Here is a 23,875-nt window from a genome sequence, read left to right on the forward strand (position 1 = left end):
TTATAATATATTTTTCTGTTGTTTATAGAAGGCATCTGCCTGAAGCTGCATAAGTTCCCTCGCTTTTGTACGCTTATAGGTGTAAAGTTCGTCTTCATTTTCTAAATCTTTATAAATACGGTCGTTAATTGCAAAATCTGCTTTTAACATGGCTTCTCTTTGGTTTTTATTTTGAAGCACATTGGTTTTAATGGACATTTCTTCATTTTCCAATTTAAAATCGTAAGCACCTTTTGGTGATAATAACTTTGCGAATATGGGTGATGTTTCAATAGCTAAAAACAAAAGGAAAATAAAGAATGAAGGTATCCAAGGAAGTTTGCTCAGGGCATTCACACGTGCCATCAAACCATCAAAATTATTAATAATGGGTTGGGTGGTTGTAACTTGGTCTTTGTAATCGCCTTTTAGCTTTGCTATTTGGGATTCTGTAACGGCAATTTTTGCTTTGTTTTCTTCTTTAAGTTGTTGTAGTTCGGCTAATAGGGCATCGTGTTTGTCCCTTTTTTCCTTATAGACCGGGCCTTTGCCCAATAATTTAGTGCCAGCCGTTCCTTCTGCTTCTGCAATGTATGTATCATACAGGGCATTTACTTCTGTTTCTTTAGTGCTAATTTGTTGTTGTAAAGCGACAATATCTTTGTTTAAATTTTCAATGTTTGGATTGAATTGTTCTGCAATCTGGTTTTGATTTGCAAGCGTTAATTCGTTTTTTTGTTCTAACAACACCTGATTAATTTCTTTTTCAAAAATTTTAAGTTCCAATGGTTTTGAAATGACGATGGCTATAATAACAGCCAATATAATTCTGGGAGACGCCTGTATGAGCTCATCCATAACATGGCCTGTTTTTTTGATGGTTGAAACAATGTAACGATCTAGATTAAAAATAAGAAGCCCCCAAATGAGTCCGAAAAATATGGAAGCATATAGATTATCGAAAACGGTGTAGAGCGCAAAACTAGCCGCAATAAATGCCATTAGTGCAGTAAAAAAAACCGTAGCACCAATGCCTGCATATTTATTTTGTTCACCTTTTGAGCATTGTTCTAAAATATCGGTATCGGAACCCGAGCAAATAATGAAGAATTGCTTTAACATAATGATTGGTTTTGATTGATGATTGACTATTAGAACGTTAAGACAGTCAATTTGTTACATTAAAAATAAATTAAATAATAGTTTGGGTCTCTATGTAACATAGGTTACAGCAAATGAAATAGCTAATGATTAATTTTAGTTCACATTAAAAACTAAACATTATGACAACAACGGTAGTAGTAGGAGGTAATTTTGCAGGTATGACTGCAGCTCTTGAGATAAAGCGCAAAGGAAAAGACCAGCATAAAGTGATTATGATAGATAAATCCCCCTTGTTTTTATTTATACCATCTTTAATTTGGGTGCCTTTTGGAAGACGGGAGATTAAAGATATTTCATTTAGAAAAGATACCATACTTAAAAAGAAAGGTGTCGACTTTAGAATTTCAGAAGCTTTAAAAGTCGATATTAAGAAACAAGTAGTTATAACCGATAAGGAAGAAGTGCCTTACGACCATTTGGTTATTGCCACGGGCCCAAAAGTGAAATTTGATGTAGCTCCTGGGATTGAGGAATTTGCATATTATGTAGGGACACCAAATGGGGCGTTAAAAATTAGAAAAGCTTTAGAAGATTTTAAGCAGAATCCTGGCCCAATAGTTATAGGTGCGACTCAAAATGCAGGATGTATGGGAGCGGCTTATGAGTTCTTGTTTAATATAGAAAAGTGGCTGCGAGAGCAACATATTAGAAAGAAAGTAGATTTGTATTGGATAACCCCAGAAACATTTTTAGGACATTTTGGTATTGATGGCATAACTGGAGGAGAGACCATGTTAAAGTCGTTTATGAAAATGTTCAACATCCATTATAGAACTGAAGTGGGTGTTAAAGAAGTGCTCAAAGATAGGGTTGTTTTATCTACAGATGAAGTATTGCCAAGTAGTTTCACCATGCTTATGCCTCCTTTTTTAGGTGTCGATTTTGTAAGTAATTCACCAGGACTAAACACTACGGCTACAGGGTATATCCCAGTAACAGACGATTACAGACACATTGAAATTCCCAATGTTTGGGCGGCTGGTATTGCTGTAGATGTGAAATTACCCTTTAAGCCAGGTAAAGTGCCTTTTTCTGGACCTAAAACAGGTTACCCTTCAGATGAAACAGGTAAGATTGTTGCAGAAAATATTATTAGGGTAACTAATGGAAAAACCGAGTTGAAGAAAAAAGCTTGGGGTAAAATTCCAGGAATATGTATTATGGATGCTGGTAAAAAGGAAGTCATAATTTTAAGTGATAAACTATTTAAACCTAGAAATTTTGCTATAATGATTCCAAATGTTTTTTATGATTTTTTTAAGGTTTTATTTGAGAAATACTTTCTTTGGAAAACTAAAAATGGATATTCATATCTGCCATAAATTTTATAAAATAACACTTGTGTGAGGTCTGTTTTTATTTATTTCTAGACCTCACACTTTCAATAATAACCGTAGCAAGAATTAGTGAACCACCTAAAAAGGTATTTAAAGAGGGCATTTCATTTAAAAAAATAAAGGCTAAAATAATTCCAAAAATGGGTTGTGTGCTACTAATAATACTTGCAGTGCTTACCGAAAAATGCTTAAAGCTACTTACTAACATGGTATGCCCAATAGCGGTTGTTAATAAGCCTAGAGCAATTATATATGGAAATTGCGATAAGATGTTTGATGTATCCATAAAAAAAATGGCTGGTAATAATACTATAGTAAGTACGACAAGTTGGTAGAACATAATACTAGTGCCTGTATAACGACTTATCAATTTTTTGGAAATGATGTTGCGTAAAGCGTATAAAAACGCAGATATAACCCCGAATATAATAGCTTCTACATAAGAATTTTGTAGACTAAACTCTGGTGCTAATATATAAAGACCAAGTAGAACCATAAGGCTTAAAACAATGTAAATAGGGTCAAACTTCACCTTAATAAAAAAAGGTTCAATAAGAGCGGTAAGCATGGGGTAGGTAAACAATGACAGCATGCCTATAGCAACATTCGATAATTTAAGTGCATAGAAATAAGTAATCCAATGGGCACCAAAAAATAAAGCACTTATTAGTATTGTTAGAAAATCTCTTTTTGAATAAATTTTCAGATTTACCTTTTTAAAATAACAAAAAGCATACAAAAATAAGCCGCCTAAAATACAACGGCACCAAATAATTACAGGAGGTGGTATATCTATAAATTTACCCAAAGGACCAGAGGTACTTCCAAAAAGGGTGGCAATTAAAAGAAAAATGAGGTTCTTACTATGTTGGTTTTTCATCAATAGGTTTTAACTAAACACCCAAATTTATTTAGAAAGCTCAGTAAAATATTTATAAAACAAAGGAATAGTTTCGATGCCTTTTAAATAATTGAAAATGCCGAAATGTTCGTTTGGTGAATGAATAGCATCACTATCTAAACCGAATCCCATTAAAATGGTTTTGCTGTTTAATTCTTGTTCGAATAGTGATACGATTGGGATACTGCCACCGCTTCGTTGTGGAATGGGTTTTTTTCCAAAAGTGACTTCGTAAGCTTTTGATGCCGCTTGGTAGCCAATACTATCAATAGGGGTTACATAACCTTGTCCACCATGGTGTGGTGTTACTTTTACGGTAACGCCTTTTGGTGCGATACTTTCAAAATGTTTTTTAAATAGCTGCGTGATTTCTTCCCAATCTTGATGCGGTACCAAGCGCATGGATATTTTAGCGTAGGCTTTACTGGCTATAACGGTTTTAGCACCTTCGCCTGTGTAACCGCCCCAAATACCGTTAACATCTAAGGTAGGTCGAATGGAATTGCGTTCGTTGGTGCTGTAACCTGTTTCACCATAAACGTCTTCTATGTTTAATGCCTTTTTATAGTCTTCTAAATTGAAAGGAGCTTTGGCCATTTCAACACGTTCTTTTGCTGAAAGTTCATCAACCTTATCGTAAAATCCAGAGATGGTAATATGGTTGTTTTCATCATGAAGCGAAGCAATCATTTTTGCTAGAATATTTATAGGGTTTGCTACAGCACCACCATATAATCCTGAATGTAAATCGCGGTTGGGGCCTGTAACCTCTACTTCAACATAACTCAATCCACGTAATCCGGTGGTGATGGATGGGACATCGTTAGCAATCATTCCCGTATCAGAAATAAGAATCACATCGTTTTTTAGCTTGTCTTGATTGGTTTTTACAAAGGTTGCCAAATTAGCACTGCCAATTTCTTCTTCGCCTTCTATCATAAACTTCACATTACAAGGCAACTGTTTTGTGGTTGTCATAAACTCCAATGCTTTAATGTGCATATACATTTGCCCTTTATCATCGCAAGCACCACGAGCAAAAATGGCACCTTCGGGATGTAAGTCTGTTTTTTTAATTACAGGTTCGAAAGGCGGGGAGTTCCATAAGTTTAAAGGGTCTGGTGGTTGCACATCGTAGTGTCCGTAAACTAAAATGGTTGGCAAGGTTTTGTCAATCATTTTTTCACCATAAACAATGGGGTGTCCGTTGGTTGGACAAATTTCAACGGTATGGCAACCTGCCTTTTCTAAACTGGTTTTAACGGCTTGGGCAGTTTTTAAAACATCGTTTTTGAATGCTGAATCGGCACTAACGGATGGAATTTTAAGTAATTCTATAAGTTCAGAGATAAATCGGTCTTTATGTTCTTTGATATAAGATTGTATATTATTCATCGATGTATTTGTCTAAATGTTTCAAAAGTACAAAAAAGAATATGTTTAACTTATCTCTTTGGAATAACCTTGATTTTAATGCTCATTAATAAAGTTGACTAGGGCTGGAATCAATTCTTCTTTTAAAGCTAATTTAGGGTTACTATAGGTTTGAATATTTTTGGTTCTTTCGGCTTCAGATTCCTTAAGAATATGATTCATATTTTCTATAATTACTTTTTTTGCCTTTTGATTTGATTCGAATAATTTTTCGGCATCTTCAACATTTACTTGAATATCGGTTGTACCTTGGACAATTAAAATAGGTATATTTAGTTTTGCTATTTCTAATTGTGGATTGTATTTAAACCAGGAAATTAAATAGGGTTGGACACTTGGACGGAATAAGGCATAAAGCATTTCTGGAGCTTTTTCTACAGTTTCGCCTTTTTCCAATTTTTCAATGATGGGTGCTGACATTTCTAAAACTAAGGGTGATTGATCCTTCAATTGTTTTCGTAAAATGTCGCCAGCAGGAAACCCAGTTCCAGCTAATGAAATAAATTTATCTACCTGTTTTTCTTGAGAAGCAACCATCCCTATTAGCGAGCCTTCACTATGTCCTAAAACTATTAAATCGCCAAATCTATTATCTTTTTTGATGAAATTACACCATTGTTTTACGTCATTAATATAATGTTCAATACGTAAATCAGATTCTTTAGCACCAGAATTTTTACTTTCACCAATGCCTCGCTTATCAAACCGTAAAGAGGAAATGCCATTTTTAGCTAAACTTTCTGCAAGCATTTTTAAAGAATTGTTTGCCATCATTAGGTTGTTTCCGTTTCTGTCGGTTGGACCAGAACCAGCTATTATTAAAACAATAGGTGTGATTCTTGATGGATTGGATATTAATAAAGTTCCGTGAATATCTCCTGTTTCAGTATTTAAAACAATGGGTTCTTCTTTAGATTGTGAGATTAAGACATTGCTGAAAATGGAAATAAATAAGACTAAAATTATTTTTTTGTTCATAATTAATGGTATATCTAAAGGTGCAATCATTATTTTTTAAAAGTATAAAAAAAAGAATGTTTTTAGCGATTTGAAGTTTGCAATTTAAAAATCTTGTTTATATTTGCAGTCCTTTAGCGGGCGTGGTGGAATTGGTAGACACGCCAGACTTAGGATCTGGTGCCGCGAGGTGTGGGAGTTCGAGTCTCCCCGCCCGCACTGTAAAGGAAAAGCCGAATTGAAAGATTCGGCTTTTTTCATTAAAATCAGGATCATTTCATTTTCATTTTTGATCTAGCTATTTTACTTTTACCCGAAATACTGTTTTCTTGATTAAAAAGGTGTATTTTACGATTCTTAAAATCAATAAGACCCTTTCATATTCCCAAAAAATAGGATTCCCAATTACATTGTCTTCTTGGTTGTCAAAAGTTGGGGTATCTTCAAAAGTTATATTTAATATACTTAAATCAACAAAAATTTTCCTGTCTGCTAATTTGTGGTTGTTGTCGTTTTTAGCCGAAAATAACATGTTTGAGTTTGTGTATTTCTCAATTTTATAATTATAGTTCTAGCAAAAAGCTTTTTAATAAAAATATATAAATTAAAGGATGAGGCTTGGTTCTTTTCCACATAATCCTGCTCCAGTATACTATCAATAATGTTCCTCATTATAATTCAGATAATCAATAGAATGGCTTATCTTATTTAAAATATGGGAAGAGTCCCTTCATAAAATAAATACAAAAAAGTTGTCCTTTAAGTTCGATGCTTTCTGAATTTACCAAAAAATATTATTTAGATTTATTCCAAATAGCATTTGTTTTTTTGATAAAAAAAATTACATTTGCCGCTTATTTTAAATAAATCTAAATAAAAATAATGAAGATTATTACACTAACCACAGCTTTTTTATTATCATTTTATGCATTTTCCCAATCAGGGTTAAAGGGAAAAGTAACCGATGAACAAGATCAACCCATATTTGGTGCCGCTGTTTATATTTCAGCATTAGAACAAGGCACAACGACCGACTATAACGGTTTTTATGAATTGAAAGACATACCACAAGGTAAGCATACTGTTAAAGTTTCTTTTATTGGGTATACTGTTGGTAACAAAACGATAGAAATATCTAAAAACACAACCACCTCCTTAGATTTTGTTCTTGAAGAAAATAGCACACAATTACAAGAAGTTGAAATCATCGGTCGAAAAGAAAGGGGGTATAAAAATACCAATTCGTTTATAGCCACAAAATCGGCTACTAAACTAATTGATGTTCCACAATCTGTGGGCTACGTTACCAAAGAAGTTATCTTAGATCAAGCTGCTTTCACGATTAATGATGTTGTGAAAAACATAAGCGGCATCAACCAATTTTCTTTCTATAATGATTTAACGATAAGAGGCTTCAGGGTCCAAGGTCAGCAAAACTCAAGTATGTTATTAAACGGTTCTCGAATGATGACTAGTTTTTGGAGCCAGCAGTTGATACCGCATATAGAAAGGGTGGAAGTGATAAAAGGACCAGCCTCAGCTTTATTTGGCAATTCGTCGCCTGGAGGAACTATAAATAGTGTAACCAAAAAACCTCTGAAAGAACAAAAGCAATCTATAAGCGCTAGTATGGGAAGCTTTAATACTTTTAGGCTTTTGACTGATTTTACAGGTCCTATGACCAAGGATAAAAAATTATTGTACAGACTAAATCTGGGATATGAGAATACGGATGGATTTAGAGATTTGCAATTTGGAAAAAATATTGTTTTAGCACCTTCGTTTTCTTTTATTCCCAATGATAAAACACGTTTGAATTTCGATATTGTATACCAAGATTCTAAAGGAAGACTTGATCGTGGACAGGCTGTTTTTGGAGATGGCGATTTGTACTCCACACCTATAACCCGGTCATTAAGTGCGTCTAATGATTATTTGAATGAACAAAATCTAAACATTACACTTTCTTTTCAACATAAACTAACCGACAATCTAAGTCTAAACAGCACTTATTTAAATTCTAGTTATGATGAGGATTTATTGGAACATAGAACGGCCAATAATTTTGCAGCACTAGGTGATGGTACTCTTGATATTTCTAAAGTAGCCATGCGGGTTTTTGTACGTAAACGTTCTTGGAATAATCAAAACTTTAGCAACTACCTTAATTATGATTTAGATTTTGGTGACATCAAAAACAAACTATTAATGGGGTATGATTATTTTCAACAAGAATTGGAGCCAGGAGGATCTCAACTTGAAGCTAATGCCTATTTATTAACGAATGGAAATTCTACAAATTCATTCAACGTAGCCAATAAAGATAATTACGTTTTAGATGCCGACGGAAACCCGGTAACAAATGTTGCCCATTTTGACCTGACCTCTACTAACGGCAATGGTATGCGAGACATGAGTAATTATGTTTACGGTGTTAGACATTATACACCATATAAACAGGTCAACCATGGTATTTATATTCAAAATCAGTTTAGTTATAAAAAATTTAATTTACTGGTAGGTTTAAGAAGAGATGATTTTACCGATTACTTGAATTACAATACCGAAGATGAGGAAAAAGTAAAACAAAATGCCTTCATACCTAGAATTGGTGCCGTATATAAAGCCACTCCAAACATTAATGTTTATAGCACATGGGTGCAAGGATACCAACCACAAACAGCAACTGATATTAACAACCCTGAAGCCGGTGGGCCGTTTGATCCCTTGGAAAGTGAATTGTTCGAAGTAGGTGTGAAAACGGAATGGTTTCAAAAAAGATTGGGTGTTACTTTAGCTTTTTACGATCTAACGCAGCAGGGAGCCTTATATAGCGCAAATGACTCTAGTAACGCTGATTTATTAAAACAGATCGGAGAAGAAAAATCAAAAGGAATAGAAATAGATGCTTATGGTAAAATTTTACCTAACTGGAGCCTAGTAGTTAACTATGCTTTTAACCATGCCTATTTTACCGAAGCTGATGAGACAACATTAGCCATTTTTGGAGACCAGAAACCCAATGCGCCAAAGAACACATTCAATTTTTGGACAAAATATATGATTAATAAAGGAAATCTAAATGGTTTGGGATTTGGTCTTGGCTATGACTATGTTGGTGAACGCAATGGATCTATTGTCCGAAGTCCTGAATTAATTCCGGTTTTCCCAAGTTATGGTCTGGTCAATACAGTGCTTTACTATAGTGTAGATAAATTTCAAATACAATTGAATTTTAACAATATTTTTGACCAAACCCATTGGGTAGGAGGCTATGATTTCTTAAGGGCATTCCCTGGCAAGCCTAGAAATATAATGGCAACCGTTTCCTATACTTTTTAGTTCGTGAAAATTACAAGAAAAAAACTTTTCAATATTCATAGTTGGATCGGTATAAAGCTAAGCATACTATTTTTTATAGTATGCTTTTCTGGTACTTTGGCAACACTGAGCCATGAAATGGATTGGCTGTTTATTTCTGAAATAAGGGCTACACCCCAGAAAGAACTTGCCTCAAAAAACCTAATCATAGCCAACTTAAAAAAAATATATCCGGAAGGCAAGATTACTTACTGGATGAAAAATGAAGAACCCTATTTATGTGATATTATTTATATGAAAGAAAATGGCAAACAAACGTATGTGTTTGCCAATCCTTATACCGGCATAGTTCAAGGTCATGCTAATTTGACTTTCCATCGGTTTTTCAGAGATTTGCATTATTTTCTTTTTATACCTTTTCAGATTGGGAACTTTATGGTTTTATCCTTTAGTTTTTTATTGTTAATTTCACTTATGACCGCTCTTTTTTTCTGCAAAAAATGGTGGAAAAAACTATTTGTTCTTCAAACAGGAAAAGGTCCCTTAATCTTTTTTAGAAGCCTTCATCGATTAGTGGGCTTATGGTCTATCCCTTTTACATTATTATTTTCCATAACAGGTATATGGTATTTTATTGAGCGAACAAATATTGGTGGTGTCGGTAAAGAAGTAAATCCTAAATCCCCTACCCTAGAAGTCCATACCGAAAAGAAGCATGGTATAAACTTAAGTTACGATTTAGATTATGATAAAGTAACTGCCATTTCAGAAAAAGCAATTCCATATTTTAAAGCGCAGAGTTTAAATCCCCCAACAGCATATAATAATACTATATATGTGAGAGGAACCTCTGATGTTGCTTTAGTAAGGCAACGAGCCAATAGGGTTTATATTGACCCATACACTTATAAAATTATAAAAGTCCAGAATGCAAAAAACATTAATACAACAATGTGGATTAATGACATCGCAGATCCTTTACATTTTGGTTATTGGGGTGGATTAGCGACCAAAATTATTTGGTTTTTTATGGGATTAGGTATTTCCTCCTTAATCCTTACTGGAATTTGGATAACTTTAAAACGAAAAGCACAACAAAAGAAAAAACAAAACAAAAAGGTTTTGGGAATTTGGAAGTATCTCAATTGGAGCACTTATGCTTTAATGATGATGTGTATGTATATACATCTTATTTCTCATTACAGAGCTTCACTTATGGGCATTATAATTATTAGCCTAGGCTGGGGGATATTAATAATTCTTACTTATTATTTTTTTGTTTATCTGCTTAATAAAAAGAAGCTCTGAATTTTAAAATTAATGGCACTCTGGCTGTTGTGGACTTGCAACAAAAAGTCAAATGATTTTTCAATTGTGAAGCAAATTCCACGCAAAAATCGTTCAATTTTACATGGAATTCCGCAACTTTATTTCTAAGCATTTTATTATTGGTTAATTCGATGATTTTCAGTTAAATAAATAGCATTTGCACACTTTTTTATTGCCCGCTATTTATGTTAAACATAGATATTGTGAATGACTAGACGGACAGTACAGGATGCCGACAAATATATTTTAACCTAAATTTCGACAATAATTTATTAATAGTTTAATGTATGACTTCGGATTCCACATCATTTTTTTATGATACACTTAATAAAATTAGTTTTTTAAATAATTTTATTATTTTTGTGCAATCGATTACAAATTATTTTTTAAAGTATAAAATAATTGTAGCTTTGCCTGTATCGTGAATTTTCCAAAGTTCTAAAAGAGTTTAACACTTACAATTAACATAAAACAAGATATGGATTTATTTAATTTAAAAGGAAAGAGAGCGCTTGTAACGGGTGGTACCCATGGTTTAGGTATGGCTATGGCTGAAGGTCTTGCGAGTGCCGGAGCAGAATTAATAATTACAGGCACAACCCCATCTAAAATGGAGGATGCTTTAAATTATTATAAAGGCAAAGGTTACAAAGCAAGTGGCTATTTATTTGATGTTACAAACGAAGTAGATGCCAAAGAAAATTTAGAAATTATTGCCAAAGAAATAGGAGACATACACATTCTTGTAAATAATGCAGGTATTATAAAACGTGAATTGGCAATTACGATGCCAGTTCAAGATTTTAGACGTGTTATTGATGTAGATTTAGTGGGGCCTTTTATAATGTCGCAATTACTTGCGAAACAAATGATTGAGCGCAAAGAAGGGAAAATAATAAACATATGTTCCATGATGAGTGAGTTGGGTAGAAACAGTGTGTCTGCCTATGCCGCTGCTAAAGGAGGTTTAAAAATGCTTACACAAAATTTAGCCACCGAGTGGGCTAAACATAATATACAAGTAAATGGTATTGGACCAGGTTATTTTGCAACCAGCCAAACCGCCCCAATTCGTGTAGATGGACATCCGTTTAATGACTTTATAATTAGCAGGACACCAGCAGCACGTTGGGGGAATCCTGAAGATTTAGCTGGAGCTGCTGTTTTTTTAGCTTCAAAAGCAAGCGATTTTGTTAATGGCCAAGTCGTTTATGTTGATGGCGGTATTTTAGCTACAATAGGTAAACCATCAAACGAAGATTAATATTTCAATACACAAAATGAGTACGAACTTTATTAGCGACAATTTTTTATTAGAGAATAAATACGCCGAAGAATTATATCATGATTATTCTAAAAGCCTGCCAATTATTGATTATCATAACCACTTGCCCCCACAGCAAATAGCAGCGGATAAAACCTTTGAAAACATAACGAATGTTTGGATTAGTGGTGACCATTACAAATGGCGTGCTATGCGTACTTTAGGCATTGACGAGAAATTCATTACAGGAAAAACCTCTGATAAAGACAAGTTTTTAAATTGGGCAAAAACGGTTCCTTATACTATGCGTAATCCATTGTATCATTGGACACATTTAGAATTGGCTAGATATTTCGATATCAATGAGTTATTAAATGAAAAATCTGCTGAAAAAATTTGGGAACAAACCCAAGAGAAATTAACATCTGGTAATTACAGTTGTCGCCAATTACTTCAAAAAGTAAACACGGAATTGGTTTGTACTACCGAAGATCCCATAGATAATTTACAATACCATCAACAATTGGCTAAAAGCGATTTTAACGTAAAAGTGAGTACTGCTTTTAGACCTGACAAAGCCATTTTAATTAATGCAGATGGCTACAATTCATATTTAGATTCTCTGGCAAATGCTGCGGGTGTTTCAATCAATTCTTATGAAGATTTATTAAGTGCTTTAAGAAAACGTGTTGAGTTTTTTAATACCAACGGCTGTAAACTTTGTGATCATGGATTGGATCAAATTTATTTTGAAACCTACACCGAGAGCGAAGTGAAATCAATTTTTGCCAAGAAAAGAGAAGGTAAAGCGGTTTCAAATGATGACGCTTTAAAATTCCAAAGTGCTATTTTGGTATTTTTATGCGAAACGTACCACGAATTTGGCTGGGTGCAACAATTCCATTTAGGAGCTTTAAGAAATAATAATGCGCGTATGCATCGTATTTTAGGACCAGATACAGGTTGGGATTCTATTGGCGATTATCCGCAAGCACAAAAATTATCCGCTTTCTTAAACGCATTGGATAGTAAGGATAAGCTAACAAAAACCATTATATACAACTTAAATCCTGCTGACAATGAGGTTATGGCTACCATGATTGGTAACTTTAACGATGGAAGTGTGAAAGGTAAAGTGCAGTTTGGTTCTGGTTGGTGGTTTTTGGATCAAAAAGACGGTATGATAAAACAGTTAAATGCTCTCTCTAATATGGGGCTTATTAGTTGTTTTGTAGGGATGTTAACCGATTCTAGAAGTTTCTTATCGTTTCCTAGACATGAGTATTTCAGACGTATCCTTTGTAATTTATTGGGTGACGAAATAAAAAGAGGCGAGTTGCCTAATGATATGGAATGGATAGGTAAAATGGTTTCAGACATTAGTTATTTCAACGCAAAAGAGTATTTTAAATTTTAAAAGGAGCTGTTTTATTCTAAGATGTAAGTAAGCAATTGACTACTTACGCCAACAGCATAAAACAAGCACATATAATATTAAAAACAAAAAAATGCAAAAAATAAAATTCATAACTCTTATACTCGTTTTAGTACTGGTAGGTTGTGGCGAAACTAATAAAACCAAGACCATAAAAATTGCTCATGGTTTAGATGTTAATCATTCTGTACACAAAGCCATGATTGAGATGGGTAAAGATTTGGAGCAAAGGTCTGGAGGCAAAATGAAACTCGAAATTTATCCTAGTCAACAATTAGGCAGTGAGCGCGAATGTTTGGAGCTTTTACAAATTGGAAGTTTAGATATGACCAAAGTATCGGTAGGTGTTATGGAAAATTTTGCACCCAAAATGAAAGTTTTTGGAATTCCTTTTTTGTTTCGCGATAGGGAGCATTCATTTAGCGTGTTAGATGGCCCTATTGGTAAAGAAATACTTGATGATGGCGAGCAATATTGGTTAAAAGGCTTGGCATATTACGATGCAGGAAGTAGAAGTTTTTATACCAAAGACAAACCAATAAACATTCCTAGCGATTTGACGGGTTTAAAGGTAAGAGTTATGGAAAGTGTTACTGCTATCGAAATGGTTAAGGCATTAGGAGGTTCGGCTACGCCAATTTCTTGGGGCGAATTATATACTTCTTTACAGCAGGGCGTTGTAGATGGTGCCGAAAACAATCCACCTAGTTTTTATTTATCACGCCATTATGAAGTGTGTAAATATTATTCTTTAGATGAGCATACCGTATTACCCGATGTTTTGGTTATAGGAACGCAAACATGGAATAAATTATCGCAGCAAGAACAAGAATGGTTACAAGCATCTGCAGATAAATCTATAAAATATCAGCGTAAATTATGGTTGGAAGCAGAAGAAGAGGCATTGCGTGAAGTTGAAAAAGCAGGTGTAACAATTATTAGACCCGATAAATCATTGTTTCAAGAGAAAGTGAAAAGTATTTATGAAAGTTACAAAAATGACCCAATAATAAATTCATTAATGCAACAAATTCTAGAAACAAAATAATAATTAATACACACAATCTATAATCAAAAATCCAATTAGGGTCATGATTTATGGGTGTTGTTTGTGGTCACTAAAAAAAATTTCAGAAACATGAAACTTAGAGAAAAGATAGATAAAATTCTTAGCAAGATACTTGTAGTTATAATGGCTGTTATGGTAATAAATGTACTATGGCAGGTATTCACAAGGTTTGTTGTGGGTGTGCCAAGTTCGTTTACCGATGAGTTAGCACGCTATTTAATGATATGGATTGGCATACTTGGTGCTGCCTATGTGTCTGGGCGCAACATGCATGTGGCTATAGATGTTTTACCAACAAGAGCAAGCAAAGCTAACCAAAAAAAAATAATGCGTGTGGTTTATATAGTAATCATATTATTTTCCATTACTGCATTGGTTATTGGTGGTTTCAGATTGGTGTATATTAGTTATTTACTAGGTCAAAGTTCTCCAGCATTACAAATACCATTGGCATTTGTTTATATGGTAATTCCAATTAGCGGAATTTTAATAATTTATTACAAAATTTCAGACCTTTTAAAAATATAGTTATGATGGAGTATATACCAATTCTTGTATTAGTCTTTAGTTTTTTATTTCTTTTATCAATCGGTACACCAGTAGCATGGAGTATTGCAATTTCGGCAATGTTAACCATGATGGTAAGTATTTCACCCATAGCAGCTTTTACTACTGTATCGCAACGTATGGGTACCGGACTCGACAGTTTTGCATTGCTCGCCATTCCCTTTTTCATACTCTCAGGGCAGTTAATGAACAAAGGGGGTATTGCGCACAGGCTTATTGCTTTTGCTAAAACACTAGTGGGTTCGCTTCCAGGAGGTTTAGCATTAATAAATGTCATTGGCGCTATGTTAATGGGCGCTATTGCAGGTTCGGCTATGGCATCGGCATCGGCAATGGGAAGTATTTTAGGGCCTGAAATGGAAAAAGAAGGCTATTCTAAAGAGTTTGGAGCAGCTGTAAATATTACCTCGGCGACAACAGGATTGATTATCCCACCTAGTAACGTGCTGATTGTTTATTCGTTAGCCAGTGGAGGTGTTTCAATTGCAGCTTTATTTTTAGCAGGATACATTCCGGGGATTTTAACAGGATTGTTTTTGATGATTGTTGCCATGTTTTGGGCTAAAAAGAAAAAATATAAATTAGGAGAAAGAAGTTCAATAAGAGAAGTCCTTAAAACTTTTATAGCTGCTGTACCAAGTTTGTTTTTATTGGTGGTAGTTATAGGAGGTATCGTTACAGGAATTTTTACAGCAACTGAAGCATCAGCAATCGCTGTTTTATATACTTTGGTTCTAGGCTTTGTTTATAAAGAAATATCGTTCAAGTCGCTTCCAGAAATATTGTTGGATTCCTCGGCAACAACAGCTATTGTTATGTTGTTAATTGGAGCTTCCATGAGTATGTCTTGGGTCATGTCTTACGAGAATATTCCTCAAGATATTAGTAATGCTTTATTGGGAATTAGTGATAATAAAATTATTATATTATTAATCATCAACTTGTTATTGCTATTTGTTGGGATCTTCATGGATATGACGCCAGCAGTATTGATTTTCACACCAATATTTTTACCCGTTGTTCAAAAATTAGGTATGGATCCTATCCATTTCGGAATTATTATGGTATTAAACCTTTGTATAGGCTTGTGTACACCACCAGTAGGCTCAGTTCTGTTTGTTGGTGTAGGTGTTGCCAATACAACTATTGCAAAAGTAATTAAACCACTTATGCCTTTGTTTTTAGCAATGATACTTGTATTGTTTTTAGTTACTTATGTGCCTGAATTAAGTTTGTGGCTTCCTAGAGTATTCGGATTATTAGATTAAAAAGTATTCAATTATAAATTATAATGAAAAAATTAAACAGAAAAGATGTTGGATTGGAAGAAAAACTTCCAATCAAAATAGTACAATTTGGGGAAGGTAATTTCTTAAGAGCTTTTATAGGCTATGCATTTCAAGAATTGAATAAAGCTGCCGATTTTAATGCAGGAATTGCTGTAGTTCAACCAATTGATAGGGGTTTAGTAAGCATGCTAAACGATCAAGATGGTTTATATACACTTTTTATGAAAGGTGTTAAGAAAGGAGATGAAATTCAAGAGGTTGAGTTAATTTCAAATATTGTTAAAGCGGTAGATCCCTATGCTAACTTTAACGATTATTTAAGTTTGGCAAAAGAAGATTCATTAGAATTTATTATTTCTAACACAACCGAAGCAGGTATTGCTTATGTAAGCACAGACACACCTGAAATGCAACCACCAAGTTCGTTTCCTGCAAAATTAACGTTACTTTTACACGAACGTTTCAAGCATTTTAATGGTGATGCAAGTAAAGGATTAACTATCATTCCTTGTGAGCTTATTAATCATAATTCCGAAACTCTAAAAGAAATCATTTTAAAATATGTAATCGATTGGAATTTGGGTGATGATTTTAAAACATGGTTATTAGAGAGCAATTCTTTTCACAGTACCTTAGTAGATAGAATTGTACCAGGATATCCAAAAGATGAAATTGAAGCCTATAATGCACAATTAGATTATCAAGACAATTTAATAGTTGCTGCCGAAGTGTTTTTTCTTTGGGTTATTGAAGGAGGCGATGATTTAAAAGCAAAATTACCATTCGACAAAACAAATTTAGATGTTAAGATTGTTGATGATATGCAACCGTACCGCACGAGAAAAGTGCGTATATTAAATGGTGCGCACACTGCGATGGTGCCTTTTTCATTACTTTACGGAAACAAAACAGTAAAACAATCTGTAGATAACGAGTTTACGGGACCTTTTATTAACAAAACGGTATTTGGTGAAATAAGCGATACCCTTGAAATGGATAGAGACGAATTAAATAGTTTCTCTGATGAAATTTTCGATCGTTTTAGAAATCCGTTCATTATCCATAATTTATCAAGTATTGCACTAAATTCAATCTCTAAATTTACTGTAAGAGTACTACCAAGTTTATTGGGATATGTGAAAATCCATAATAAAGTGCCAACTAATTTAACCTTTGCCTTTGCTGCTTTAATACGTTTTTACAAAGGCACATGGCATGGAGAAGCTTTACCAGTCCAAGATAGTAATGATATTATTGCAACCTTTGCCGACATTTGGAAATCTACCGATTATACTGAAATTGCTAAAAATACATTAAGTATTGAAGACTATTGGGGTGAAGATTTAACAAAAGTTGATAACCTAACTGAAGCCGTTGCTTTAGCTTTACAAGAAATTGATGCCAATGGTATTGAAGCTGGATTTGCTAATTATAGCAAAAAGTTTTAAACACAACTAATTTTAAATTATTAGTATGCAAAAGAAAATCATGAAAGTAAATGCATCAGATAACGTTGCAGTTGCTTTGGCCAATTTAAAAGCAGGAGAAGTAATTTCTTTTGAAGGACAAGATATTAAAGTACTAACAGATACAAAATCTAAACATAAAATAGCTTTAGAAAAATTTGAATCTGGTGATAGAATTATCATGTATGGTGTTCTTGTTGGGTCTGCCAATGGAGCTATTGAAAAAGGGGATGTTTTAACTGTCGAAAATGTAAAACATCAAAGCGAAAAAGTATTTGGTAGAACAGAAACTTTTAGTTGGACAGCACCAAATGTTGATAAATGGAAAGATAAAACCTTTTTAGGGTACCATAGAGAAGATGGACAAGTTGGTACAGAAAACGTGTGGTTGTTTTTTCCATTGGTTTTCTGTGAAAACCGAAACATTGAAATTTTAAAAGAAGTTTTTGAAAAAGAACTCTTAAAGCAAAAAGTGAATCCACATCAAATGTTACTTCGCTCTCTAGTTAGTGGTCAAGAAGAAACAGAAGTAGTGCCAACAACGCCAGATGTGTTCGATAATATTGATGTGAAATTTATAACCCACCCAGGTGGCTGTGGAGGTATTCGTCAAGATTCTGAAAGTTTAGCAAAACTATTAGCAGGCTACGTTAATAATCCAAACGTTGCAGGTGCAACCGTTTTAAGTTTAGGCTGTCAAAACCTTCAGATAAGTGTGTTCAAAGAAGCTTTGCATAGTATCAATCCAAATATAAACAAGCCAGTTCTTATATATGAACAGCAACAAATAGGAACGGTAGACGAGATGTTAACGGCAATCGTTAAAGAGTCTTTTGAAGCTATTAAAAAAGCCAATAATATTAAACGTGAGCCAGCCCCTTTGTCTAAACTACGTGTAGGTTTGGAGTGTGGTGGTTCAGATGGTTTTTCAGGAATATCTGCCAACCCAACTTTAGGTGCGGTATCAGATTTATTAGCAGCCCTTAATGGAACCGCAGTTTTAGCAGAATTCCCGGAATTATGTGGTGTAGAACAGGAATTGGTAAACAGATGTGTTGACGATGAAGATGGAAAAAAGTTTTTGAAATTAATGAAAGCTTATGAAAGATCTGTGGTAGATGCGGGTTCAGGGTTTGATATGAATCCGTCACCAGGAAACATTAAAGATGGTTTAATAACCGATGCGATGAAATCTGCCGGAGCTGCTAAAAAAGGAGGTACATCGCCTGTGCAAGACGTTTTAGATTATGGTGAGTATATTACTAAGCCAGGTCTAAATTTATTATGTACTCCGGGTAATGATGTGGAAAGTACAACAGGCCTAGTAGGTTCTGGAGCCAATGTGGTTTTATTTACCACTGGCTTAGGAACACCAACTGGAAACCCAATTGCACCAATTATTAAAGTGTCTTCAAATACAGAGCTTGCAGAACGCATGCCAGATATTATTGATATTGAAACAGGTGCCGTAATTCGCGGTGAAAAAACAATTGAAGAAATGGCCGATGAAATGCTTGAATTCATTATTAAAGTAGCCAGTGGAGAAGTTCAAACAAAAGCAAAATTATTAAATCAAAATGATTTTATACCTTGGAGACGAGGCGTATCTTTATAAAAAGTGAGTAAATTAAAGAATTTGTTCTAGAGACTGTCTGAATTTTGTTTTTGGAATATTTAATAGTGTATTTTTTCATCAGACGAAGGTATTTAGAGGTTCATAGCCATAGCTACGGACCGAAAAATAGCTGAAGTATGGCGGAAAAAGACGTATAAAAGAACCAAAGGATAAAAACTTAAACAGTCTCTTAATATAGAAAAGCATAAAAAACCAAGAACTAGTTCTTGGTTTTTTATGCTTTTATTTTGTAAAAGTATTAATTGTTTGGCAGTATGGAAGATGATTTAAGAGAAGAATCTCTAATTATTAATTCTGGCGACAAAACAACCTGTTTTTCAGATTTTATTTTTTTACTGTTATTGGCTTCTTCTAAAAAAACTTGTGCCGAAATTCTGCCCATTTCTATTGGAGATTGATCTACAGAAGTTATTGAAAGTTCCATAAATCGGGTAAATGGCTCGTTACTAAAACCAACAACACAAATATCTTCTGGAATTCTAAGTCCATGAGCTTTAATTTCTTCAATAGCACCTAATGCAGTAAAATCACTGACAGAAAATATAGCATCTGGTGGTGTTTCCATAGCTAAAAGTTGTTTAGTTACTTTTCTACCTTCAAGAACTTTACTCATGGTTTCTATTACTAAACCTTCATCAAACACAAGACCATTATCAATAATCGCTTGTTTATAACCCAAATACCTGTTTTTGAAAATTTGTATTTCACGATTATTAGACAAATGTGCAATATGTTTACAGCCTTGGTCTATTAAATGTTGAGTTGCATCATAAGCGCCTTTAAAATCATCAATGGTTACAGAACTAATACCAGCAATATCTTTTTTTCTATCGAAAAATATTAAAGGAACTCCTTTTCTAAGAAGTTTTTGAAAATGGTCGTTTGTTTCTAACTTAGCATTGGAGATGGACATTAAAATACCATCTACCTGAGCGTTTAGCAACGAGTTGATATTTTCTATTTCTAAATTTTCTTGATCATGGGTCTGACAAATAATCACGTGATAGCCGTTTGGATGCAATTCTTCTTCAATACCACGAATTACCGAGGCAAAAAAGTTACTATCTATACGAGGTACAATAACTCCAACATTAAAGCTTTTACCACTTTTAAGTGCTAGAGCAAGCTTGTTTTGCTCATAGTTCATTTCTTTAGCGGTATCATTAACCAGTTTACGTGTAGCTTCACTTATTTTAGGATTGCCATTTAAAGCTCTCGATACAGTAGCAGCAGTTATATTAAGCTTTTGAGCTATATCATAGATGGTTGTTTTTTTTCTCATGAGTTAATTGGCTGGGCTTATGTGAGTACAAACTTATTAAGTTATTTGAAAACAGTTTAATGATAATTAGTTAATAAAACTAAAAATTATTTTTGATGGGAGCAATATATAATTTTTAGGGTATTTAAAATTCATCTTTTGCTTTTTCAATAAAAATTTAAGTAATAGTAGTGCAATATATAGATATTTTTTTATTTTTATTGTAATCGATTACAATTTTTATTTTCTTATTTTTCGTAAATAATCGAAAATTTTAGTAAATAAAACAGAAGCAATATTCTTTTTGCTGTATATCTCTCCATTAAAAAGAATAATAATCATTAACCATCTATTATAATGCCTATGCGTAAAAAGAACTGCCATTACATTAAAAAAACAAGTTTTTTAAGCAAATAAGGATGCATATTATAACAATATACATCCTTATTTTATATTAAAACAAAATATTATTTCATTAATAATTTAATGGATTTTTGACCTTCAAGAGTTTTAACAGTAGCGATCCATAAACCAGATTTAAAACTAAAGTTAGTATCTTCATTTGTTTTAAATGTTTTTACTAAAGCACCTGTAATACTGTAAATGTTAATTTCTGAAGTTGATTTAACATTAGACACATAAATTCTATTTCCAATAGCATTAACATCTGTAGTAACAATTGATGTTTCATCATTAATACTTAAAGGTGTTGTAGCGGTTACATAAGTAATAGCAGCAGTTGAATCGTAAGTAACAACAATTTGTTTACCTGCTGCTGGTTTTATTTTGCCAGCGGTAACATAGCCTTCTACAAATGATACTTGATCACCAGTTAATTCTAAGGTTCCATTGTCAATTGTCATATAACCTGAACCGGCACGAGTTGGTTGTTCATCAATTGGGAAACCACCACTTACTTTTAAACCACCACCATTAAGATTTAATATGCCAACGCCAGCATATCCACCTAAAATGATTCCGTTAAGTGTAGAAGTTACTGTTCCACCATTAATGTTAAATGTGCAATCTCCAGCATCAGCTATAATCAATTGGTTTTTAGTATTAACTAAACCACCATTTATATTAACTATTTGTGGACTAGCCGCATTAGTTCCAAAACGACCTTGATTTCTAATGTTTATATCAGCGCCATCTTCTATATTTAATGTCCCACTTCCAAAAGAGTTTCCACCACTAGACCAAATCCATAGTTTAGCCGCAATGGTTAAATTACTATCAGGATTTAATGTTAAATGGCTAACAAAATCATCTGCATTACCTGCTGATGATAAAGAAGCACTTATGATAGGGTTGTTTGAAGATGGGTCGATAAAAACATTATCTGCTCCAGTTGGCAATATCCCTGTGTCCCAGTTTGTAGCAACAAGAAAATCAGTGTCTGTTGCACCTGTCCATGTAGTTTGCGCACTTAAAGCCTCCAAGGAGAAGACTAAAACACAAACCGATAAAAAGTTTTTTAGTAAAGTTGTTTTCATAATTTAGTTAAGTTGTATTAATTAGTTAATAAATGATTATTAATGTAATGCATTACACTTCTTAAAAATATTATGATACAATTATCTTAGCATCCTGTACTTACCTGTTATTCACTAGAATATAGATGAAATACGTTTTTATAGGATATACGGTTTAGTGAAGTTTTAATTTTGAAAAATTTGAGGCAGATATTTTAAAAACACTACCATGTCTGGCTCCTTTTGGAAATTGTATGTTGTCTGAAATATCTTCCCATGTTTTTAAATTTTTAGATCGTAAAGCGCCATATTTCTTTTCGGTGTATTTATCAAAATAAACCATCCAATTGCCGTCAATTTGAATGGCTGTAGGTCCTTCTGCCCAATAATTGCCTGTAATGGGTTCACTAGCATTCGTGTAAGGTCCTGTTAAATGGTCGCTAAAAGCTATCTTGAGGTTTTTTTGTGCAGGTTTTTTGGTTTCGTCTTTTAAGAACATCACAAATTTATTGTCTACCTTCTGAATGGTAGCATCAATCACATTGAATCCGGGCTCGTATAAAAGTTTGGTTTTACTAAACGATTTAAAATCTTTGGTGGTTGTGTAGTACATTCTATGGTTATAGCCATCGTCTTCGGTAGATTGTGTTTCTGGAAAAGCTCCTACAATTGTAGAGGCCCAATAGATGATGTATTCTTTTGAAGTCTCATCATAAGTTATTTCTGGAGCCCAAGTGTTTCGTGTGTCTTTTTCATGTTCCATAACAGGGATGAATTCTTGTTTAGACCAATTAATTAGGTCTTTTGAAGATGCGTAACCAATACCTTTATCTGTCCAACTCACCGTCCAAACCATATGGTACAAGCCATCACCACCTTTAATAATACATGGGTCGCGCATTAATTTATCTTTACCAACTTCAGGTGTTAAAAAAGAGGTGTCGTTTTTAAGAGCTTCCCATCTGTAACCATCTTCACTAAAGGCTAAATGCAAACCATCTTCACCGTTTCCTTTAAAATAGGAAAATATATAAATCTCTTTTTCAGGAATAAATTTATTTGCTATCAGCCAATTTTCACAAGCTTTTGGCCAATTAAGATGTGTTCCAAACCTACCCAAACCAAACCCGTGACCACCATTTTCATAAATATGCATTTCAGTAGGTACTTTGTTTTCTTTTAAAGCTAAGTAGTAGTTGATGCTATTTTCAACCGGTACAGCACCATCATCAGTGGCATGAATTAAAATAGTTGGTGGTGTTTGTTCATTTACTTGTTTTTCGTTTGAATACTTTTCAATCAATGCTTCCGAAGGTTTTTTTCCTAATAAATTTTCTTTTGAACCATTATGGGTAATGCCATCTTTCATAGAAATAACAGGATAGATTAGCATTGAGAAATCGGGGCGCGCACTTGTTTCATCTGAAGCATATACCTTATCATTATAATGGGTAGATATGGTTGAAGCTAAATGACCACCTGCTGAAAACCCTATGACACCAATTTTATTTGGGTCTAAGTTCCAATTTTTGGCATTTCGTCTTAACGTCCTAATAGCTTCTTGTGCATCTTGTAAAGGGCCTATGGTTTTGTTTTCCATAATAATATCACTTGGTAACCTATATTTAAGCACAAAAGCAGAAATACCTATGGAATTTAGCCATTCTGCAATTTTATCACCTTCTTTATCATGTGATAAAAGCGCATAACCACCACCGGGACAAATAACAACTGCAGTATTTTTTGAATGGCTGTTATCTGCTAAAAAAACCTTAAGTGTGGGTTCTGTAACTTTTCGAATACCGGTAGACTCACCTTCAGAATTTAATCGAAATTCTTCTTTGTATGTTTCATTTTCGATAGCTCCCGGAACTTTTTTCCAAAGTTTAATTTCTTCGTTTTGGGACATGGCTGTATTTGTTAATCCAAAAAATACGAATCCGAAAATTAATGCTTTATTTAGTTTGATCATCTTGCTTTTATTTCTTTAA

18 protein-coding genes and 1 tRNA gene are annotated in these 23,875 nt (G+C 33.7%); 11 read left to right on the plus strand and 8 right to left on the minus strand.

The annotated features are described in order from the left end of the window. The gene (locus ACGLWY_RS12505; protein ID WP_396620006.1) at nt 1–1,101 is read right to left on the minus strand and encodes a DUF4407 domain-containing protein; all 1,101 of its coding nucleotides are present in this window, start codon (nt 1,099–1,101) and stop codon (nt 1–3) included. Between the two features lie 161 nt (nt 1,102–1,262). On the opposite strand from ACGLWY_RS12505, the gene ACGLWY_RS12510 reads away from it, so the two are divergent. Further along, nucleotides 1,263–2,465 carry an NAD(P)/FAD-dependent oxidoreductase gene (locus ACGLWY_RS12510; RefSeq protein WP_396620007.1) on the plus strand — a complete coding sequence of 401 codons (1,203 nt, stop codon included), beginning with the start codon at nt 1,263–1,265 and terminating at the stop codon, nt 2,463–2,465. Nucleotides 2,466–2,499: 34 nt separating this feature from the next. Here the strand turns inward: ACGLWY_RS12510 and ACGLWY_RS12515 are convergent, their stop codons facing one another. From ACGLWY_RS12515 to ACGLWY_RS12525, 3 genes are all read right to left on the minus strand, one after another. Next, a complete protein-coding gene (locus tag ACGLWY_RS12515) occupies nt 2,500–3,360 on the minus strand; it encodes a DMT family transporter (protein WP_396620008.1) in 861 nt (286 codons plus the stop codon). 27 nt (nt 3,361–3,387) lie between these two features. Beyond that, nucleotides 3,388–4,776, minus strand: a complete 1,389-nt coding sequence (locus ACGLWY_RS12520) for a dipeptidase (RefSeq protein WP_396620009.1) — start codon at nt 4,774–4,776, stop codon at nt 3,388–3,390. Nucleotides 4,777–4,851: 75 nt separating this feature from the next. Then, nucleotides 4,852–5,793, minus strand: a complete 942-nt coding sequence (locus ACGLWY_RS12525; protein ID WP_396620010.1) for an alpha/beta hydrolase — start codon at nt 5,791–5,793, stop codon at nt 4,852–4,854. A gap of 116 nt (nt 5,794–5,909) precedes the next feature. Here ACGLWY_RS12525 and ACGLWY_RS12530 point away from each other — a divergent pair. Then, nucleotides 5,910–5,991 (plus strand) — tRNA-Leu (locus ACGLWY_RS12530). Nucleotides 5,992–6,070: 79 nt separating this feature from the next. Here the strand turns inward: ACGLWY_RS12530 and ACGLWY_RS12535 are convergent. After that, nucleotides 6,071–6,304 (minus strand): hypothetical protein, encoded by a 234-nt coding sequence (locus ACGLWY_RS12535; protein WP_396620011.1) that lies wholly within the window; start codon nt 6,302–6,304, stop codon nt 6,071–6,073. A gap of 350 nt (nt 6,305–6,654) precedes the next feature. Between ACGLWY_RS12535 and ACGLWY_RS12540 the strand changes: the two genes are divergently transcribed. From ACGLWY_RS12540 to ACGLWY_RS12580, 9 genes are all read left to right on the plus strand, one after another. After that, nucleotides 6,655–9,114 carry a TonB-dependent siderophore receptor gene (locus tag ACGLWY_RS12540; RefSeq protein ID WP_396620012.1) on the plus strand — a complete coding sequence of 820 codons (2,460 nt, stop codon included), beginning with the start codon at nt 6,655–6,657 and terminating at the stop codon, nt 9,112–9,114. A 3-nt stretch (nt 9,115–9,117) separates the two neighbouring features. Next, entirely contained in the window at nt 9,118–10,401 is a 1,284-nt protein-coding gene (locus ACGLWY_RS12545; protein ID WP_396620013.1) for a PepSY-associated TM helix domain-containing protein, read from the plus strand. A 499-nt stretch (nt 10,402–10,900) separates the two neighbouring features. Further along, nucleotides 10,901–11,686 carry a gluconate 5-dehydrogenase gene (locus ACGLWY_RS12550; RefSeq protein WP_396620014.1) on the plus strand — a complete coding sequence of 262 codons (786 nt, stop codon included), beginning with the start codon at nt 10,901–10,903 and terminating at the stop codon, nt 11,684–11,686. A gap of 16 nt (nt 11,687–11,702) precedes the next feature. After that, nucleotides 11,703–13,103 carry a glucuronate isomerase gene (gene uxaC, locus ACGLWY_RS12555; protein ID WP_396620015.1) on the plus strand — a complete coding sequence of 467 codons (1,401 nt, stop codon included), beginning with the start codon at nt 11,703–11,705 and terminating at the stop codon, nt 13,101–13,103. Nucleotides 13,104–13,194: 91 nt separating this feature from the next. Continuing rightward, nucleotides 13,195–14,169, plus strand: a complete 975-nt coding sequence (locus tag ACGLWY_RS12560; RefSeq protein ID WP_396620016.1) for a TRAP transporter substrate-binding protein — start codon at nt 13,195–13,197, stop codon at nt 14,167–14,169. A gap of 90 nt (nt 14,170–14,259) precedes the next feature. Beyond that, a complete protein-coding gene (locus ACGLWY_RS12565; protein WP_396620017.1) occupies nt 14,260–14,718 on the plus strand; it encodes a TRAP transporter small permease in 459 nt (152 codons plus the stop codon). 5 nt (nt 14,719–14,723) lie between these two features. Next, entirely contained in the window at nt 14,724–16,025 is a 1,302-nt protein-coding gene (locus ACGLWY_RS12570) for a TRAP transporter large permease (protein WP_396620228.1), read from the plus strand. 23 nt (nt 16,026–16,048) lie between these two features. After that, nucleotides 16,049–17,494: a tagaturonate reductase gene (locus tag ACGLWY_RS12575; RefSeq protein WP_396620018.1), complete on the plus strand. Its 1,446-nt coding sequence runs from the start codon at nt 16,049–16,051 to the stop codon at nt 17,492–17,494. A gap of 25 nt (nt 17,495–17,519) precedes the next feature. Further along, the gene (locus ACGLWY_RS12580; protein ID WP_396620019.1) at nt 17,520–19,127 is read left to right on the plus strand and encodes a UxaA family hydrolase; all 1,608 of its coding nucleotides are present in this window, start codon (nt 17,520–17,522) and stop codon (nt 19,125–19,127) included. A 259-nt stretch (nt 19,128–19,386) separates the two neighbouring features. Here ACGLWY_RS12580 and ACGLWY_RS12585 read toward each other — a convergent pair whose 3' ends face one another. The 3 genes from ACGLWY_RS12585 to ACGLWY_RS12595 all read right to left on the minus strand — a co-directional run bounded on the left by ACGLWY_RS12585 (nt 19,387) and on the right by ACGLWY_RS12595 (nt 23,856). Continuing rightward, a complete protein-coding gene (locus tag ACGLWY_RS12585) occupies nt 19,387–20,430 on the minus strand; it encodes a LacI family DNA-binding transcriptional regulator (protein ID WP_396620020.1) in 1,044 nt (347 codons plus the stop codon). Between the two features lie 446 nt (nt 20,431–20,876). After that, on the minus strand, nt 20,877–21,905 hold the full coding sequence (locus ACGLWY_RS12590; RefSeq protein WP_396620021.1) for a T9SS type A sorting domain-containing protein: 1,029 nt from the start codon (nt 21,903–21,905) through the stop codon (nt 20,877–20,879). 154 nt (nt 21,906–22,059) lie between these two features. After that, the gene (locus tag ACGLWY_RS12595) at nt 22,060–23,856 is read right to left on the minus strand and encodes an alpha/beta hydrolase fold domain-containing protein (protein WP_396620022.1); all 1,797 of its coding nucleotides are present in this window, start codon (nt 23,854–23,856) and stop codon (nt 22,060–22,062) included. Nucleotides 23,857–23,875: the final 19 nt, after the last annotated feature.

Origin of the sequence: Mariniflexile sp. HMF6888, from assembly GCF_044335535.1 — a bacterium.
Lineage (GTDB): Bacteria > Bacteroidota > Bacteroidia > Flavobacteriales > Flavobacteriaceae > Mariniflexile.

What these genes read in the sequence shown, in the direction of transcription:
- ACGLWY_RS12505 (WP_396620006.1), bottom strand. Translation starts at nt 1,101, where the DNA reads ATGTTAAAGCAATTCTTCATTATTTGCTCGGGTTCCGATACCGATATT.
- ACGLWY_RS12510 (WP_396620007.1), top strand. Translation starts at nt 1,263, where the DNA reads ATGACAACAACGGTAGTAGTAGGAGGTAATTTTGCAGGTATGACTGCA.
- ACGLWY_RS12515 (WP_396620008.1), bottom strand. Translation starts at nt 3,360, where the DNA reads ATGAAAAACCAACATAGTAAGAACCTCATTTTTCTTTTAATTGCCACC.
- ACGLWY_RS12520 (WP_396620009.1), bottom strand. Translation starts at nt 4,776, where the DNA reads ATGAATAATATACAATCTTATATCAAAGAACATAAAGACCGATTTATC.
- ACGLWY_RS12525 (WP_396620010.1), bottom strand. Translation starts at nt 5,793, where the DNA reads ATGAACAAAAAAATAATTTTAGTCTTATTTATTTCCATTTTCAGCAAT.
- ACGLWY_RS12535 (WP_396620011.1), bottom strand. Translation starts at nt 6,304, where the DNA reads ATGTTATTTTCGGCTAAAAACGACAACAACCACAAATTAGCAGACAGG.
- ACGLWY_RS12540 (WP_396620012.1), top strand. Translation starts at nt 6,655, where the DNA reads ATGAAGATTATTACACTAACCACAGCTTTTTTATTATCATTTTATGCA.
- ACGLWY_RS12550 (WP_396620014.1), top strand. Translation starts at nt 10,901, where the DNA reads ATGGATTTATTTAATTTAAAAGGAAAGAGAGCGCTTGTAACGGGTGGT.
- uxaC (WP_396620015.1), top strand. Translation starts at nt 11,703, where the DNA reads ATGAGTACGAACTTTATTAGCGACAATTTTTTATTAGAGAATAAATAC.
- ACGLWY_RS12560 (WP_396620016.1), top strand. Translation starts at nt 13,195, where the DNA reads ATGCAAAAAATAAAATTCATAACTCTTATACTCGTTTTAGTACTGGTA.
- ACGLWY_RS12565 (WP_396620017.1), top strand. Translation starts at nt 14,260, where the DNA reads ATGAAACTTAGAGAAAAGATAGATAAAATTCTTAGCAAGATACTTGTA.
- ACGLWY_RS12570 (WP_396620228.1), top strand. Translation starts at nt 14,724, where the DNA reads ATGGAGTATATACCAATTCTTGTATTAGTCTTTAGTTTTTTATTTCTT.
- ACGLWY_RS12575 (WP_396620018.1), top strand. Translation starts at nt 16,049, where the DNA reads ATGAAAAAATTAAACAGAAAAGATGTTGGATTGGAAGAAAAACTTCCA.
- ACGLWY_RS12580 (WP_396620019.1), top strand. Translation starts at nt 17,520, where the DNA reads ATGCAAAAGAAAATCATGAAAGTAAATGCATCAGATAACGTTGCAGTT.
- ACGLWY_RS12585 (WP_396620020.1), bottom strand. Translation starts at nt 20,430, where the DNA reads ATGAGAAAAAAAACAACCATCTATGATATAGCTCAAAAGCTTAATATA.
- ACGLWY_RS12590 (WP_396620021.1), bottom strand. Translation starts at nt 21,905, where the DNA reads ATGAAAACAACTTTACTAAAAAACTTTTTATCGGTTTGTGTTTTAGTC.
- ACGLWY_RS12595 (WP_396620022.1), bottom strand. Translation starts at nt 23,856, where the DNA reads ATGATCAAACTAAATAAAGCATTAATTTTCGGATTCGTATTTTTTGGA.